General features: G+C 69.5%; 8 protein-coding genes. 7 read left to right on the forward strand and 1 reads right to left on the reverse strand.

What is annotated here, in order from left to right; genetic code table 11:
* Positions 1-2: 2 nt before the first annotated feature.
* Positions 3-8,999, forward strand: coding sequence for a polymorphic toxin-type HINT domain-containing protein (locus tag ACQEVI_RS21525; RefSeq protein ID WP_432902575.1), 8,997 nt, complete (start codon positions 3-5; stop codon positions 8,997-8,999).
* Positions 8,996-9,376 (forward strand): hypothetical protein, encoded by a 381-nt coding sequence (locus tag ACQEVI_RS21530; RefSeq protein WP_432902578.1) that lies wholly within the window; start codon positions 8,996-8,998, stop codon positions 9,374-9,376. Before ACQEVI_RS21525 ends, ACQEVI_RS21530 begins: the two co-directional genes overlap by 4 nt.
* A 272-nt stretch (positions 9,377-9,648) precedes the next feature.
* On the opposite strand, the gene ACQEVI_RS21535 is transcribed toward ACQEVI_RS21530, so the two are convergent.
* The gene (locus ACQEVI_RS21535; protein WP_432902581.1) at positions 9,649-9,792 is read right to left on the reverse strand and encodes a hypothetical protein; all 144 of its coding nucleotides are present in this window, start codon (positions 9,790-9,792) and stop codon (positions 9,649-9,651) included.
* A gap of 553 nt (positions 9,793-10,345) precedes the next feature.
* Here ACQEVI_RS21535 and ACQEVI_RS21540 point away from each other — a divergent pair.
* From ACQEVI_RS21540 to ftsW, 5 genes are all read left to right on the forward strand, one after another.
* Complete coding sequence (locus ACQEVI_RS21540) at positions 10,346-11,944, forward strand: UDP-N-acetylmuramoyl-L-alanyl-D-glutamate--2,6-diaminopimelate ligase (protein WP_432902584.1); 1,599 nt, start codon at positions 10,346-10,348, stop codon at positions 11,942-11,944.
* Positions 11,945-12,036: 92 nt separating this feature from the next.
* Positions 12,037-13,506 carry a UDP-N-acetylmuramoyl-tripeptide--D-alanyl-D-alanine ligase gene (locus ACQEVI_RS21545; protein WP_432902587.1) on the forward strand — a complete coding sequence of 490 codons (1,470 nt, stop codon included), beginning with the start codon at positions 12,037-12,039 and terminating at the stop codon, positions 13,504-13,506.
* Positions 13,503-14,585: a phospho-N-acetylmuramoyl-pentapeptide-transferase gene (gene mraY / locus ACQEVI_RS21550; RefSeq protein ID WP_432902589.1), complete on the forward strand. Its 1,083-nt coding sequence runs from the start codon at positions 13,503-13,505 to the stop codon at positions 14,583-14,585. The genes ACQEVI_RS21545 and mraY overlap by 4 nt, the downstream gene beginning before the upstream one ends.
* Positions 14,582-16,057 (forward strand): UDP-N-acetylmuramoyl-L-alanine--D-glutamate ligase, encoded by a 1,476-nt coding sequence (gene murD, locus ACQEVI_RS21555; protein WP_432902592.1) that lies wholly within the window; start codon positions 14,582-14,584, stop codon positions 16,055-16,057. The genes mraY and murD overlap by 4 nt, the downstream gene beginning before the upstream one ends.
* A gap of 15 nt (positions 16,058-16,072) precedes the next feature.
* Positions 16,073-17,305 (forward strand): putative lipid II flippase FtsW, encoded by a 1,233-nt coding sequence (gene ftsW / locus ACQEVI_RS21560; RefSeq protein ID WP_432902595.1) that lies wholly within the window; start codon positions 16,073-16,075, stop codon positions 17,303-17,305.
* The last annotated feature ends 110 nt before the right edge of the window (positions 17,306-17,415 follow it).

The raw sequence follows: 17,415 nt of genomic DNA on the forward strand, positions 1-17,415 counted from the left end.
ACGTGCGGAAGCTGACGAGCCAGATGGGGACAGCGGTGACGGGTATGGGTGCGCGGATGCGCGACGGTCTGACCAGGGCCACGGCCGGCACGACACGAAGAGTTCGGTCGCAGTGGCGCACCGGCGCCCGGAGTGCCGGTCTGGTGACCGTCGCGAGCGGACTGACCCTCGCGCTGGTCGTTGAGCCGGCGCTCGCGGTCGGCCCGCACGTGGGCATCGACTGTCAGAGCACGGCGGCGGACCAGAGCACGGCGCTGGAGCTGGCTGACGCCTGCGGGCAGGACGTCGAGATCACGTCGGCCCGGTCACCGTGGTCGACGTTCACCGCTACCGAGGACGGCCTGGTGTCCCATGAGGTCACCGCCACCGCCACGCGCACCGCGGTGACCGGCACCTGGGGACCCGTCTCGAACCGGGTCGTCGATGCGGACCCCACCGACGGCGTGCTCTCCGTGGCGGCACCCGTCTACCCGATCACGCTGTCGGACGGCACCGAGGGGGTGCCGCTCGCCACGATCACCAAGGACGGGCACTCGCTCACCTACGACAGCCCGTTCGACCTGACGGAGCCGGTCGCCGAGGGTGACACGGTGACCTACCCCGCGGTCGCCGGCGAGGGCGCCGACCTGGTCGTCACGATCAACCAGGACGGTACAGGCATCTCCACGGCGCTGCGGCTGGCCGACCGTGCCGCCGCCCGGCGCGCGGACGAGCGGCTCGGCCTGGGTGAGCTCACCTTTCCGGTCACGACCTCGGCGGGCCTGACCGTCACGCAGAACGCCGCCGGCGGCTTCGACGTCGTCGACCCCTTTGGAGAGGACATCTTCCGCGCTCCCGTGCCGAAGATGTGGGACTCCTCCGCCTCCGGCGCGCCCGACGAGAGCGCCGCGGGTTCCGGTCTGTTCAGCGCCGGTGCCGCGCAGCGGGACACGAAGACCTCCGCAGGGCCGACGCCCCCCGCGCGGTGGGACCAGATCAGCGACGAGGATGCCGGCGACCCGGCGGCCCGCGCCAAGGCCCCGCTCCACGGGGACCAGCAGGTGTCGATGCCGGTAGACCTCGTCCCGGCCAAGGCTCGCCACACCACCGGCGCAACCACGCCGCCGACGTCGGCCGACGCGGGCACGGGAGCGGGCACGCTGAGCGGTGCCTCCGCGCCGGGTACCGATCTGACCGGCGGGCTGTCCGTGGGCGGGGACTCCCTGGACGGGCTGGGCGGGTTCGGCTCCGCCGGTGCCACCGAGCCCTCGACGGTCGGTGTGCGAATCCGGCCCGACCGGGACTTCCTGCTCTCGGACCCGGACACGGTGTTCCCCGCGCTGATCGACCCGACCGTGACCTCCTCGGGCAACGAGTGGCTCCTGGCGCGCGAGGGTACTCCGGACGCCAGCAGCTACATGTTCGACGGCAACCAGGGCCTCGGGCTCTGCGACGTCGCGGTCGCGGCCTCCTGCCTGGAGACGGCGCGGTTCCGGCTCGGCTGGCAGTTCGCCGGCCTCGACCACCTCGGGCTCCTCGAACCGGCTGACATCTCGTCGGCCACGTTCAGCGTCTACGGCGACCACAGCTGGGACTGCACGGCACAGACGGTGCGGCTGTACGCCACGAAGCCGATCGACGCGGCGTCGAACTGGGACAACTGGGGCAAGCCTCCGTTCGGCACGGAGCTGTCCCGCGTGACGGTCGCGCACAAGGAGGCGTGCGACAACGCCGGATGGGTCGACTTCGACGCGACGACGGGCGCCAAGAACCTGGCCGAGACCGATACCGGCACGCTCAGCCTCGGTCTCGTGGCCCTCGACGAGACCGACATGACGCAGGGGTGGAAGCGGTACCGGCACGACGCCAAGCTCACCATCGAGTACGAGCCCCCGGCCGTCTCGGCGAACGCCGAGGGCGCAGACCTCGCGGCACGTACGGAGAACCTCGACCCGGCCGAGCAGGCAGCGGACGACGCGGCTCCGGATGCCGCTACGCCGACACCGGAGCCGGCACCGGAACCCTCGGAGCCGACCGCGGACCCGGCGCTGGTCCCCGAGCAGGACACACCGGAGGCCGCCGAGGCCACGCTCCCCGTGCCCGAGACGCTGACCGCGGTCCCGGACACGGCACTGGGCGGGCTCGACCTGAAGATCGGCGCCCCGGCCCCTGCCGCGGGTGCCCCCGAGGCTTCCTCGGAGGTGCACGTCGAGGTCGCTGACCAGGCCGCGGCCGTCGGCGCCGGGATCTCCGGTGTGCTCCTCGACGTCACCGACACGTCCGCCGGGGCCCCGCCGGAGGACGGGGTGCGGCAGGTCGAGGTCCAGGTGGACTACGACAAGTTCACCGATCTGGCCGGCGCCGACTGGTCCAGCCGTCTCGGCATCGTCCGCATCCCGGAGTGCCACGCCACTACCCCGGACCTCGAGGAGTGCTCGCCCACGCCGGTCGACTCGACGAACGACACCGAGCAAGGCACCGTCACCGCGACGCTCGACCTGGCTGCCGCCGGCAGCCCGGCCGCTGTCGCAGGCACCGAGGAGGAGTCTGCCGGCGCGGAGAAGAGCGCCGGTGCCGAGGCACGGGCGAGCACGCTCGCGGCCACCGGCGGCGACACGTTCGCGGTCACGGCAGGCACCAGTTCCGGCTCCGGTGACTGGGGTGCCACCCCGTTGTCGTCGGCGTCCTCGTGGTCGGTGAGCGGCGGCACGGGCTCACTGGGGTGGTCGTACCCGATCCAGGTCCCGTCCCCGGCGGCCGGGCCCTCGCCCGAGCTCGCGATCGGGTACTCGAGCGCCTCCCTGGACGGGCGGGTGTCCAGCACGAACAACCAGTCCTCGTGGGTCGGGGACGGGTGGGACATGACCAGCGGCTACGTGGAGCGGCGGTACGTGCCCTGCTCCGAGGACCGCGACGAGTCCAGCGGCGGGCAGAACCCGAACAATGCCTCCCGCAAGACGGGCGACCTGTGCTGGGACAGCGACAACGCCTTCCTGGTGTTCAACGGGACGTCCTCGGCCCTCGTCCGCGACGACGACTCCACGACGTCGAGCGCGATCGAGTGGCGTCCCGAGTCCGACGACGGCACCCGCGTGCGACAGTTCGGCCGTCCCACGGGCGACGCCGCCAAGACCGACGAGGGCTGGGCGGGGGAGTACTGGGAGGTCACCACCACCGACGGCACCAGGTACTACTTCGGCAAGGACGAGCGGTACTCCGGCGACACCCTGGCACAGAACTCCCGCTGGACCGTTCCGGTGTACTCCAACCACCCGAACGAGCCGGGGTACAAGGCTGCGTTCGCAGAGTCCGGCCGGCAGATGGGGTGGCGGTTCAACCTGGACTACGTCCGCGACACGTCGGACAACACGATGACCTACCGGTACGAGAGCGAGACCAACCGGTACGGCGCGAACAACAACACGGGCGCCACGCGCTCCTACACCCGTGGTGGCACGCTCGACTGGATCAGCTACGGCACCCGCGCCGGGTCCGAGCCGGTGAGCGCTACCGGAGCCGGCGCTCCGCACCTGGTCGACTTCGCTACTGCCGAGCGCTGCCTGGCGGCGGCGACGGACTGCGAGAACGCCGACCGTGGTACGACGGCGGGCGCGGTGCGCTGGCACGACACACCCGTGGACCTGCTGTGCTCGTCGAACATCAGCTGCCCGGACGTCCGGAGCCCGGCGTTCTTCTCGACCAGGCGGCTCACGACCGTGGTGACGAAGGTGAACGTCGGCGGCACGCTGACTGCCAAGGACACGGTCGCGCTGACGCAGACGTGGCGCGACCCAGGTGACGGCACGGGCCGGATCCTGTGGCTCGACGCCATCAAGCGCACGGCCAACGGCCCCAGCAGCGCGGCGTCGGACGACGTCGTCTTCGACCCGATCAGGTTCGACGGCGACGAGCAGTTGTCGGGGCGTGTCGCGGACACGGTCGGCGATGGACTGCCTGCCATGAACCGCATCCGGGTCGAAGAGATCACCACCGAGACCGGTGCGACGATCACTATCGAGTACACCCCAAAGGAGTGCACGGCCGACGACTACGAGCCGGTGCCGCAGGGCTACATCCCGTTCGCGGACCAGTCGGCGAACGAGCAGCGGTGCTTCCCCGTGGTGTGGCACCCATGGGGCATGCCCGAGCCGCGCAGCGAGTACTTCCACGCCTACATGGTGTCCAAGGTGACCCAGTCGGCGGGCAACAGTGGCGCGTTCAGCGTTCCTGTCGTCACCTCGTACTCGTACGGCAACGGTATCGAGTGGGCGCGGATCGACGACCCGCTCACGCCGAAGAAGGACCGCACCTACTCGGTCAACCGCGGCTACAAGACCGTCACCGCCACCACGGGGTCCGGCTCGGTTGCCGCGAAGACCAGGACCCGGTACCTGCAGGGCACCGGCGAGGTCATCGACCTTTCGCTGGACTCGATCACCACCCGCAGTGTCACCGACCACGAGCGGTTCGCCGGGATGTCGGTCACGAGCACGGTGGTCAACGGGCAGCTGGAGGTCTCCAAGACGATCACCGTCCCCGAGGCAGAGGAGACGGCGAGCACCGGCAGTGCCGGGAACGACGACCTGCTGACCGCCTACCGGACCAAGCGCACGGACACCTACGCCGCCTCGTACACCGCCGACGAGACGCTGGAGCATGTCACTCGTACGGTGACGGACTACGGCACCTCCGGGCAGGTCCTCAAGGTCGATGACTACGGGGAGTACTCGGAGACAGCCGAGGACAACAACACCTCGGACGACCTCTGCACCACCACTGACTACACGGTCAACGCGGGCAGAAACCTGGTGCTGCCCAAGTCGACCGAGACGGTCAGCGTGCGGTGCTCCGCCACGCCGAGCAGGCCGGCGGACGTGGTCAGCGCTTCGCAGATCACGTATGACAACGGTGCTGACTACAACGCCGCGCCGACCAAGGGCCTGCCGACAAGTGTGAAGACGACCGACAAGGACGGCGCCTTCAGTGCGGAGTCCCCGGTTGTGGGCACCGCCTATGACGGCCGAGGCCGAGTCATCAGCTCGACCGACCCGCTGGGCAGGGTGTCCGAGACCGAGTACGTGAATCCTGACGGTGTGCTCACAGCCGTGATCACGAAGAGCCCTGACCCGGACGGCGCGGGGGACGGTGATGGTGACGGCGTCACCCTGACCGCACACGAGTCGACGACCACCCTGCACCCGCTGCTCGGTGTACCGACCAAGGTGAGCGACCCGAACGACCGCCTGACGACGGCGACCTATGACGCCGCAGGCCGCCTGTTGTCGGTGAAATATCCGGATCGGCAGGGTGAGTCGGCGAACGTCACGTACGCGTACTCGACGTCGCGCACCGGTGTGAACGCGGTGACCACCAAGACGCTCGCCGCGGACGGGGTCAAGTACCACGTGTCCGTGGCCCTGTACGACGGCCTGCTGCGGCCCATCCAAACCCAGACCGAGTCGCTGGACGGCGACGAGGAAGCCGTCAACGGCCGGCTCATCACCGACACGGAATACGACGTGAACGGTCGGGTCGCTTTGACGACCTCGGGCTGGTTCGCGACCGGAAAGCCGAGCACGACGCTCGTGGGCTCGACCGTCGAACCGGACGCCAAGACGGTCTTCACCTACGACGGCCTAGGGCGGGTCCGGACCGAGGCCCTGTTCACGGGGACGCCCTCGAATCCGCTCCACGAGCGGTGGCGCACGACCACCCACTATGACGGTGGCACTACGACCGTCATTCCTCCGGACGGCGCGACCCCGACCCAGACCAAGGTCGACGCCCGTGGCCGGACCGTGGCGCTGAGCCAGTTCCTGCGCGACCCGGTCGAGGACGTGTCGGTCCGCACGCTGGCCGGCGTGCTGGACCTGGACGAGCAGACCACCAGGTACAAGTACGACAAGGCCGGACGGCTGTACAAGGTATTTGACCCCGATGACAACGTCTGGGGGTACAAGCACGACAAGCTCGGCCGGCAGATCGAGGCCGTCGACCCGGACGCGGGCACGACGACGACGACCTACGACGCAGCGGGTCAGGTCACGTCGGTGGTCAACGGCGCGAAACAGAAGCTGTTCTACACCTACGACCAGCTCGGCCGCCGTACGGCCGTCCGGCAGGCCTCGGCCACAGGCACGCTACGTGCCAAGTGGACCTACGACGTCCTGACCTCCCACGCCCCTGCAAACCCTCCAGCGGCCAAGGGCCAGGTCACGAGCTCGACCCGCGTCGCGCCGGCGGCCGACGGGGGCGGGGAGTTTGTCACTGCCTTGACCGGCTTCGACGCGGCCTATCGTCCGACCGGGACGGTAACCGTCATCCCGGCGACCACGGAGATGGGCACTCTGGAGGGCAGCTACGAGCAGAAGGCCACCTACACCGCTGACGGGCAGCTCGCCTCGACCACGTATCCGGCCGCTGGTGGGCTGAGTAAGGAGACGGTGACCACCCACTTCGACGACGAGACGAGCGTCGCCGAGTGGATGGGTGGCGGGTTCGGATGGGGCACGTACGTCGCCTCCAGCCGTACCGACGTCTTCGGCAGGCTGTCCTACCTCGACCTCGGCAACACCTACGGCACGGTGGTGTCCTACGGATACGAGGTCGGCACCGACCGGCTCACGAACGTGAAGCTCGACCGTGAACGGATCGGCGGCACCGAGCTCGACATCAGCTACGCGTACGACGACGCCGGCAACGTCCTCAGCACCAAGGACAAGCCGACCGCATCGGGGCGCGCTGCGGACCGGCAGTGCTACCAGTACGACGCGCTGCGCCGTCTGACCGAGGCGTGGACCCCGGCGACAGGCAACTGCGCGCTGGCGAAGTCGATCCCGTCCCTGGGCGGAGCTGCGCCGTACTGGACGTCGTTCGAGTATGACGCGCTCGGCAACCGCACGAGCGAGACCCACCGCACCCGCGGACTCGCGGGCGACATCGACGGTGGGCAGACCACCACGATGGACTACTCCTACGAGGGCAGCAGGGACCTCAACGCGGACGGCGACTCCACGGACGCGGGTGAGTTCGCCGGACCGCACGCGGTCACCTCGATCACCACGGACGGGCCCAGTGGCAGCACGGGAACATCATTCACCTACGACAACGCGGGCCGGACACGGACCCAGACCCAGGACAGCGACTACCTGACCACCAAGCTGACCCTGGCCTGGGACCACGAGACCGAGCTGGACTCGACCAGCACCGCCACCACGGTGTACCCGGAACCTGAGCCAGGCTCCGGAGACGACGACAGTGACGGCGACCAGTCCTCTGGGACCGGGCCCGACCGGGGAACGGGTACGACGACCACCGTCACCGGGCGGAACCTGTACACCGCCGACGGAGACCGCCTCGTACGCACTGCTCCGGACGGGGCGATCACGGTGTACCTCGGTGGTCAGGAGATCACCAAGGCACCCAACGGGACAGTCACCGGCGCCAGATACTACAGCTTCGCCGGCCAGACGGTCGCGATGCGTACCGCGAACGGTCTCGGTGGTGTGACCTCGCTGATCAACAACGCGCAGGGCACCCCGCTCGCTTCAGTGCACAACACCAACTGGACCACCACGAGCGTGGACAAGCACTACACGCTCCCGTTCGGTGAGCAGCGCGGCGGCGTCTCGGCCCCGGGGGACCACGAGTTCCTGGGCAAGGTCCGCGACGGTGCCACGGGCCTGACCCTGGTGGGCGCTAGGTGGTACGACGAGACGGTTGGCAGGTTCCTGACCGTAGACCCGGTCATGGACCTGACCGATCCGCAGCAATGGAACGCGTACACGTACGCCAACAACAACCCGACCACATGGTGGGACCCTGACGGGCTCGAACCACGACCGTGGCACCAGGACGGCGTGAGCTTCAGCCACCCCAAGTCCCAGGCGTACCTCCGCAGCGAAGGCTCCATCGGCCGGGTTCCGGGCACTTACACCGGACCTATGACCATCTCGACAGGGATTCCTGGTTTGGTCGATGGCTCGGGAGGGAACTGGAGCGATCCCGTGGAACTGCACGGTGATTACGAGGGCCCGCAGCACACTCCCGCCTATAACTTCCTGGCCGGGGTGTACTCACCACAGACCGAGCAAGGTCTCAACATTCTCTCGGTGGTGACCGTGTATGCCGGCGCCGCACAATTCGGCCTCGACTTAGCCTGCATGGACAGAGGTTGTCCTGACAGTGATGTCGGTGCGGGTGACGCAGCGCTCCTGGCGGCTGGAGCTCTCCCAGGACCGAACTTTGCCAAGCAGAGCGACGAGGTGGCAGATGCTGCAGGGATGTGCAAGGGAGGGATGTGTGATGTCCCCTTCGGCACTTGCTTCGTCGCGGGGACGCTAATTCTCACCGAAGACGGCCTTAAACCGATCGAAGAGATCCAGGTGGGCGACAAGGTCTGGGCCAAGGACCTGGATACCGGTGAGAATGAGTTGCGGACGGTCGATAAGACGTTCGTTCGCCAAGCGCCAGAACTGTTGAGTCTGACGATTGCCGCATCGGTATTGACTACCACGGAGGACCACCCGTTCTGGGTCGAAGGCAAGGGTTGGACTCGTGCAGGCGACATGGCTATCGGGGACGTACTCGTCACGCCAGATGGCACGGTAACTCTCGATGCTGTACGGCCCGAGCATTCGCCTGCGATTGTTTACAACTTCCGCGTCCCGGGCGTTCACACCTACTACGCCCTCGCAGGCAGTACCCCCGTGCTCGTGCACAACGCCAACTATGGGAACTTCGTCCCAAGTCCGAAGCACGGAAAGACACAGCGAGGGAATGCCGCCCCCGGGCCGACCAACGGGCAAGGCTCTCTCGATATGTCGGTGGGGATCGGGCCGAACACCACGCGACGGGTCGGCGTTGATAAGGAGAACGATGAGTTTGTTGTGTTCGACGAGACACATGATGGCAAGGGTGAATTCCACGGGCATGTGCGAACGTGGGACGGGCTGAACCAGCAGATGCAGAACGCGCTGTACCAGGCAGGCCTTGTCAACCGGAAGGGAAAGATGAAATGAACCGCGTGTACCGTGAGCCAGCTCCCCTTGACCGCAATGATCTGGAGAGGGCGCGGCTAGAGCGAGATCTGCCACTGCTGCGCGAGGCGATGATCTCAGTCGCTCTGTCGGATCCCGACCGCTCCTGGGTTGAACGCCAACTCGTTGTCTTGGCGGGAGACCCGGACGGCTCCGTCCGTTCGATTGCGGCGCTGGCGCTTGGACACCTCGCTCGTGTCCATGGCGCGATCGATCGTGAGTTGGTTCTGCCAGTCCTGAATCACCTGCTCGATGATTCTGCGGCTCTTGGTAACGCGGAGAACGCGATCGACGACATCGCGATGTTCGCCAAAGAAGCGCAGGACTCGGCGAAACGGACTGGACTTCAGGAACCGTGACCGCAGGCAGCCGTCTGAAAGTGGTCCTGTCGGCAGCCGCCTGACGCTCGGCTTCGCGCTACTTAGAGGTCGCGCGGCTAGGTGGTCGGGCGGTCAGGGGCACCGGTGCGGTCGGGCGTCCCAGCGGTGGGTCTTCCAGACTCCGCGGATCGGTCCTCGGATCACGATGATCGCGTTGATCAGGGCCAGGAATGCTTCAATCACGACGGTGCGGAGTTCGGTGCAGATGGTCACGATGTTGAAGCCGCGGCTGTTCCAGGAGTTGGTGCGTTCTACGACCCACCGTCGGGTGTGGTTGATCGGATGGCCTCGCCCTTTGGCTTGATATTACCGTCGAACCCGAACCCGAACCCGAGTTCGTCGAGCGGCTCGCGGGTGACGTAGCTGTCGTAGCCGGCGTCCAGGTGCGGGCGCATGGTGTCGGGAGGATCGAACTCGAACCGGGACAGCTTCTCCAGGGTCGGGCGCCGCAGCGGGGAGTCGTGTCGGTTTTGGTTTTCGGCGGTAATGCCGGGGATGCCGTGGCCTCTCGTCAGATCAGTCTCTTGGATTTGCTGAAGTCAACATCTGACTGAACGGCGGTCTAGGTGGCGGTACTTGAGTCCAAGTGGTGGGTTGTCACTGCCAGAAGCCGTGGCTCGGATCAATGCGCAGTGGGGCGACTTTGACATGGCGATCCCGACGGACATCGTGCTGCACGATCCGACTTCTACCGGGCGACCGTCATGTTGTACGACGAGCCGATAGTGGACTGGTGGGGGCTGACCGCTCGTCGTGGACATGACGCGCTGCTCTACCTGTTGACTCAGGATGCTGGATGGTCTCAAGGGGGAGCGGAACTAATCCCCTTAGCCGCGGTATGGGGTTTCTTGCGCGTAGGCGCCCGGTGACCGGGACCGCCCCACAGCCGCCACCCAAGCCCCACAGACAGGACAGGCCCCCGCCCCCGGACGCGGTAGGTTCTTCCCCGTGACATCCCCGTTCGACCGGATCCGCCCGGCGGCCACCACCGCGCGCCAGGTCTCCGACCTCGCCGCCGGGTTCGGCCTCACCATCGCCCCAGGTCATCCCGCTGATGCTGCGGTCACCTGCGTGGCCTCGGACAACCGGGTCGCCAGGCCAGGAGACCTCTTCGTGGCCGTCCCCGGTGCCCGCGCGCACGGCGCGCAGTTCGCCGCCGACGCCGTCGCGCGAGGGGCCAGCGCCATCCTCACGGATGCGCGCGGAGCCGAGCTGATCGCCGCCGACATCACCGTGCCCGTGCTCGTCGCCGCCGAGGACCCCCGCGCCATCCTCGGCCAGGTCGCCGCCTGGGTGCTGGGCAACCCCGCCGAGGACCTGATGACGTTCGGCGTCACGGGCACGAACGGCAAGACCACCACCACCTACCAGCTCGATCACCTGCTCCGGTCGCTCGGCTGGAAGGGCGGCCTGATCGGCACCGTCGAGACCCGCTCCGGGGACCGCGTCATCCCCAGCGTCCTGACCACACCCGAGGCCGCGGACCTGCAGGCCCTGCTCGCCGCGATGCGCGAGGACCACGTGCGCACGCTCGCCATGGAGGTCTCCTCCCACGCGCTCGCGCAGCACCGGGTCGACGGCGTCGTGTTCGGCGTCGCCGGGTTCACCAACCTGACGCAGGACCACCTCGACTTCCACGGCGACTTCGAGTCGTACTTCGCCACCAAGGCCGACCTGTTCACGCCTGCGCGCGCCCGCCGCGGCGTCGTCACCATCGACGACACCTGGGGCGAGCGCATGGCCGAGGCCGCGCAGATACCCGTCGCGACGCTGTCGACCAGCGCGAAGGACGCCGACTGGACCGTGACCGACGTCGCGCCGTCGGGCACCGGATCCGCCTTCACCCTGACCCACCGTGACGGGCGCACCCTGCGCACCTCCACCTCGCTGCCCGGCGGCTACAACGTGGCCAACGCGGCCCTCGCGGTGACGATGGTGCTCGAGGGCGGCTCGGACATCCGCGACGTGACCGACGCACTGGCGGCGGGCGACGGCCTGAGCGCCACCGTCCCCGGCCGCATGGAGGTGCTCGCCACCGCCCCGCGCGTGGTCGTGGACTTCGCGCACAACACCGAGGCGCTCGAGCTCAGTCTCGCCGCGCTGCGCCCGACGACGCCCGGCAGGCTCTCCGTGGTCTTCGGCGCCACGGGCGACCGCGACCCGGGCAAGCGGCCGTTCATGGGCGCCGCCGCCGTCCGCGGCGCTGACGTGGTCTACGTGACCGACGACGACCCCCACGACGAGGACCCCGCGAAGGTGCGGGCAGAGGTGCTCGCAGGCACCGGGACCGACGGCACGCCGAGCCGCACCGTCGATGCGGCGGACGGCAGCGGCTCGCGTACCGTGGAGGTCCACGAGGTCGCCCCGCGCGCGGACGCCATCCGCGCCGCGATCCTCGCTGCCGGGCCGGACGACACCGTGCTGGTCGCGGGCCGCGGGCACGAGACCGTCCAGGAGATCGCCGGCGTGGACCACCAGCTCGACGACCGCGTCGAGGCACGCGCCGCGCTGGCGGACCGGGCAGTGCAGCCTCAGCAGAACGTGTAACCCCAGCAGTACGTGCAATCCCAGCAGTACGCGCGAGCCCAGCAGTACGCGTAGCCAGAGCAGGACCCCGTGCAGGAGAGGACATCACAGGCATGATCGAGCTGACTGCGGCCCAGGTCGCTGCAGCCACCGGCGGGCGGCTGCACGCCGACCCGGACGTCACGGTCACGGGGGCGGTGATCATCGACTCGCGCGACGCCGCGCCCGGTGTGCTCTTCGTGGCGCTCCCGGGCGACCGGGTGGACGGCCACGACTACGCGGCCGCCGCGGTGGCCGCGGGTGCCGCGCTGGTGCTGGCGTCCCGCGAGCTGGACGGCCTGCCGACGGTAGTGGTGGACGACCCCCAGGCAGCCCTCGGCGAGCTGGCGCGCTACGTCCTCGCGAGGGCGCGCAGCGGTGCGCACGGCGGCGTCGTGCCCCAGGTGGTGGCCGTGACCGGCTCGGTGGGCAAGACGACCACCAAGGACCTGCTCGGCCAGCTCCTCACCCCCGAAGCGGGCGGCAACGCTGACGCCGACGCGATCATCTTCACCAAGGGCTCGTTCAACAACGAGATCGGCCTGCCGCTGACGGTCCTGCGGGTCACCGCCGCCACGCGCTACCTCGTGCTCGAGATGGGCGCCGACCGCCTCGGCAACATCGCCTACCTCACCGGCATCGCGCCGCCTGACATCGGCGTCGTGCTCGCGGTGGGCGTCGCGCACATCGGCCACTTCGGCAGTGTCGAGATCATTGCGAAGACCAAGTCCGAGATGGTCTCCGGCGTCGTCGACGGCGGCTCCGTGGTGCTCAACGCCGACGACCAGCGGGTCGTCGCCATGGCGAGCCTGGCCGGCCCCGGCACCACCGTGCAGACCTTCGGCACCATCCCGTCCGCCGACGTCCGCGCCGAGGACATCACCATCGACGACATGGGCCGGGCGAGCTTCACGCTCCGCGTCGCCCGCGCCGGCGAGGCCGACGAGCAGCGCGCGGACGTCGCGCTGCAGCTCGTCGGCGCGCACCACGTGAGCAACGCGCTCGCCGCCGCCACGGTGGTGCTGCGCCTCGGCGTGCCCCTGGCCGACGTCGCGAAGCGGCTCTCCGAGGCCACCGCACTGAGCCCGCACCGGATGGCCGTCACCGAGCGGCCCGACGGCGTCACGGTGATCGACGACGCGTACAACGCCAACCCGGACTCGATGAAGGCCGCGCTGCGCACCCTCGCGGTGGTGTCCGGCCGGACCCGGCGCTCGGTCGCGGTGCTCGGCGAGATGCTCGAGCTCGGCGACAGCGCCCGTGCGGCGCACGACGAGATCGGCCGGCTCGTGGTGCGGCTGAACATCAAGCAGCTCGTCGTGATCGGCCAGGGCGCGTACCACATCCACGAGGGCGCCATGCAGGAGGGGTCCTGGGGCTCGGAGTCGATCTTCGTCCCCGACATCGCCGCCGCCCGCGAGCTGCTGGACGAGTCGCTGGAGGCCGGCGACGTCGTGCTCGTGAAGTCTTCCCTCGGGGCCGGGCTGACCGCGCTCGGGGACCACCTGTCGGGCGCCAAGACCACAGAGGACAACCACAAGTGATCGCGATCCTGGTCAGCGCCGCGGTGGCGCTGCTCGTCGCCCTGCTGGGCACACCGGTCTTCATCCGGTTCCTGATCCACAAGAACTACGGCCAGTTCGTGCGCGAGGACGGCCCCACCGGGCACTTCATCAAGCGCGGCACACCGCAGATGGGCGGCGTCGTCATCATCGCCGCGACCGTGTTCGGGGTCGCGGCCTCGATGCTGGTGTCGCAGCGGCTACCGAGCGTCTCGGCGCTGCTCGCGCTCTACCTCATGGCGGGCCTCGGCCTGATCGGGTTCCTGGACGACTTCACCAAGATCCGCAAGCAGCGGTCACTCGGCCTCACCCCGCGCGCGAAGCTGATCGGCCAGGGGATCGTCGGCATCTCCTTCGCGGTGCTCGCGCTGCAGTTCCCCAACGAGAACTCGCGCACCCCGGCATCGACCAAGATCTCGTTCCTGCGCGACACCGAGTTCGACCTGGCGTTCGCGGGAGCCACCGTCGGCCTCATCCTCTTCGTGATCTGGGCCAACCTGCTGGTGTCCGCCTGGTCCAACGCGGTGAACGTGACCGACGGCCTGGACGGCCTGGCCACCGGCGTCTCGATCATCACGTTCGGCGCGTACGTGCTGGTCGGCATCTGGCAGCTCAACCAGTCGTGCCAGTTCGTCGCCACAGCCGGACCACGCTGCTACGAGGTGCGCGACCCGCAGGACCTCGCGATCGTCGCCGCCGCCGTCACGGGCGCCTGCGTCGGGTTCCTCTGGTGGAACGCCAACCCCGCCAAGATCTTCATGGGCGACACCGGCTCGCTCGCCCTGGGCGGCGCCCTGGCAGGCCTGTCGATCCTGTCGCGGACCGAGCTGCTCGCGGTGATGCTCGGTGGGCTGTTCGTGCTCATCGTCTCCTCGGTCGTGATCCAGGTCGGCTTCTTCAAGATGACCGGCAAGCGCGTGTTCAAGATGGCGCCGCTGCAGCACCACTTCGAGCTGTCCGGGTGGGGCGAGGTCACCATCGTCATCCGGTTCTGGCTCATCGCCGGACTGCTCGCGGGCCTGGGGATGGGCATCTTCTACGCCGAGTGGGTCGCCTCGTGACGGACGCGCCCGGCACCGACACCTACGGGTCCGTCGAGCCGCGCGTCCCGCTCGGCGAGGCCCGGGTGGTCCTGGCCGGCCTCGGCGTCACCGGCCGCTCGCTGCAGCGCGTCCTGACCCCGCGCGTCGCGTCCCTGGTCACGGCCGACGACAAGGCCGACGACGCCGACCACAGCGCGCTGGACGCCGACGGCGCCGCGGCCGTGCTGGCCGAGGCGGACCTGCTGGTCGCCTCGCCGGGCTTCGCGCCGCACCACCCGGTCGTCGCCGCCGCGCTGGCCGCGGGCGTGCCCGTGTGGAGCGAGGCCGAGCTGGCGTGGCGCCTGCGCGTCGACCGCCTGGGCGCCGACCGGCCCGCCGAGTGGCTGGGTATCACCGGCTCCAACGGCAAGACGACCACCGTCGAGATGCTGGCCGCGATCCTGCGGGCCGCGGGCCTGCGCACCGCCGCCGTCGGCAACGTGGGCAGGTCCCTCGTCGAGGCGGCGCTCGACCCGACCCTCGACGTCCTCGCGGTGGAGCTCTCCAGCTTCCAGCTCCACTTCACGCACACGATGTCGCTGGAGGCCGGCGCGGTCCTCAACGTCGCCGCGGACCATCTCGACTGGCACGGCTCCCTCGACGCGTACGCGCGCGACAAGGGCCGCATCTTCGAGAACGTCAAGGTCGCCTGCGTCTACAGCGTCGCGGACAAGAGGACCGAGGAGCTGGTGCGCGAGGCCGACGTCGTCGAGGGCGCCCGCGCCGTCGGCTTCGTGGCCGGCATGCCGGGTCCGGGCGATCTCGGCCTGGTCGACGACGTCCTCGTGGACCGCGCCTTCCACGCCGCGGGTGACGATCCGGACCGCCGCAAGAGTGCCGCGGAGCTCGGCGTCCTGGCCGATCTCAAGCAGCTGGGTGACCTGGGCGGCGTCGTGCCCGCGCACATCGTGGCCGACGCCCTGGCCGCCGCCGCCCTGGCCCGCGCGCACGGTGTGCCCGCGTCCGCGGTCCGCGACGGACTGCGGTCCTTCGGGCCGAGCGAGCACCGCATCCAGCGCGTCGCCGAGGCGGACGGCGTCACGTACGTGAACGACTCGAAGGCCACGAACGCGCACTCCGCGGCCGCCTCGCTGGCCGGTTTCGCGCACGGCACCGTCGTGTGGATAGCGGGCGGGCTGCCCAAGGGCGCCACGTTCGACGAGCTCGTCTCGTCCCGCGCCGACCGGATGCGCGCGGCAGTGGTCATCGGTGCGGACCCCCGGCCGCTGGCCGACACGCTGGCCCGACACGCGCCGAAGATCCCGGTCGTGGTGATCGATCCCGGTGACACTGGGTCCGTGATGCGCCGTGCGGTAGCCGCAGCGCGGGACCTGGCCCAGCCGGGGGACACCGTGCTGCTGGCCCCTGCCGGTGCGTCGCAGGACCAGTTCGCCTCGTACGCCCAGCGCGGCGAGGAGTTCGCACGCGTGGTGCGTGAGCTCACCGCCTGAGCCGGAGGGACGGGTATGGCCACGACGAGTACGAACCGCGGCGCTCCCGCGCGTTCCTGGCTGGGCCAGTGGAACAGCAACGTCTCCAGCTACTACCTCCTGGTCGGCACCACCGGTCTGCTGACCGTGATCGGCCTGATCATGGTGCTGTCCAGCTCGACGGTGACGTCGATCGCCGAGGGACAGTCGCCGTACGCGGCATTCCTGGTCCAGGCGCAGTACGCGCTGATGGGTCTGCCCGTGCTGATGGTCGCGGCACGCCTGCCGGTCCGCTGGTACAAGCGTCTGGCGCTGCCCGGTCTCTCCGTCGCGCTGGTGCTGCTCGTCGCGGTGATCTTCATGGGGGAGATCACCAACGGCCAGCAGAACTGGCTGGTGCTCGGGCCGGTGCGTTTCCAGCCGTCCGAGCTCGCCAAGCTCGCGCTCGCCATCTGGCTCGGCACGGTGCTCGGCCGCAAGCAGGCCCTCCTGGGCAGCTGGTCGCACGCGATCCTGCCCGCGGTGCCCGGGGCGGTGCTGGTGCTCGGGCTGGTGCTCGCCGGCGGCGACCTCGGTACGGCGCTCGTGATGGGCCTCCTGGTGGCCGGCGCCTTCTTCGTGTCCGGCGTGCCCGTGTCCCTCATGACGCTCGGCAGCGTGCTCGCGGCCTTCGTCGTGGGCTACGTGTTCATCCTGCAGCAGGGTTCCGGGGACCGGCTGCAGCGCATCATCGCGACCTACGGCGCCGAGTGCGACGCGGCCACCGACTGCTACCAGTCGCTGCACGGCCTGTTCGGCCTGGGTACCGGCGGGCTGTGGGGCGTGGGCCTGGGCGGGAGCCGCGAGAAGTGGAACTACCTGCCCGAGGCGCACAACGACTTCATCTTCGCCGTCATCGGCGAGGAGCTCGGCCTGTTCGGCACGGTGCTGGTGCTCGCGCTCTTCGCGGTGCTCGGGCTCGCGATGAGCCGGGTGATCCGGCGGCACACCGACCCGTTCGTCAAGGTGACCACGGCCGCCGTCGGCTGCTGGATCGTGGGCCAGGCGTTCATCAACATCGGCGTGGTGATCGGCGTCCTGCCGGTGATCGGGGTGCCGCTCCCGCTGGTGTCCGCCGGCGGGTCCGCGCTCATCACTACGATGGCGGCGCTCGGAATGGTGATCTCTTTCGCCCGGACCGAGCCAGGGGCTGCCAAGGCACTGGCTGCACGCGGTAGCGTCGTGCGCAAGTCACTGGCTGTGCTGGGCGGCGCGGTTCGTAGACGGTAGAAATGTGCACGGTGGCTCCATACCGTGACGAGATCCGGCACCTCAGGTCTTGTCGCGGCGGGGCGGCCGCGCACCGATCCGCCCGCGCCGTTCGGCCGGGCGACGACGAG

The organism is Promicromonospora sp. CA-289599 (assembly GCF_050936155.1).
Taxonomy (GTDB): Bacteria; Actinomycetota; Actinomycetes; order Actinomycetales; family Cellulomonadaceae; genus Promicromonospora.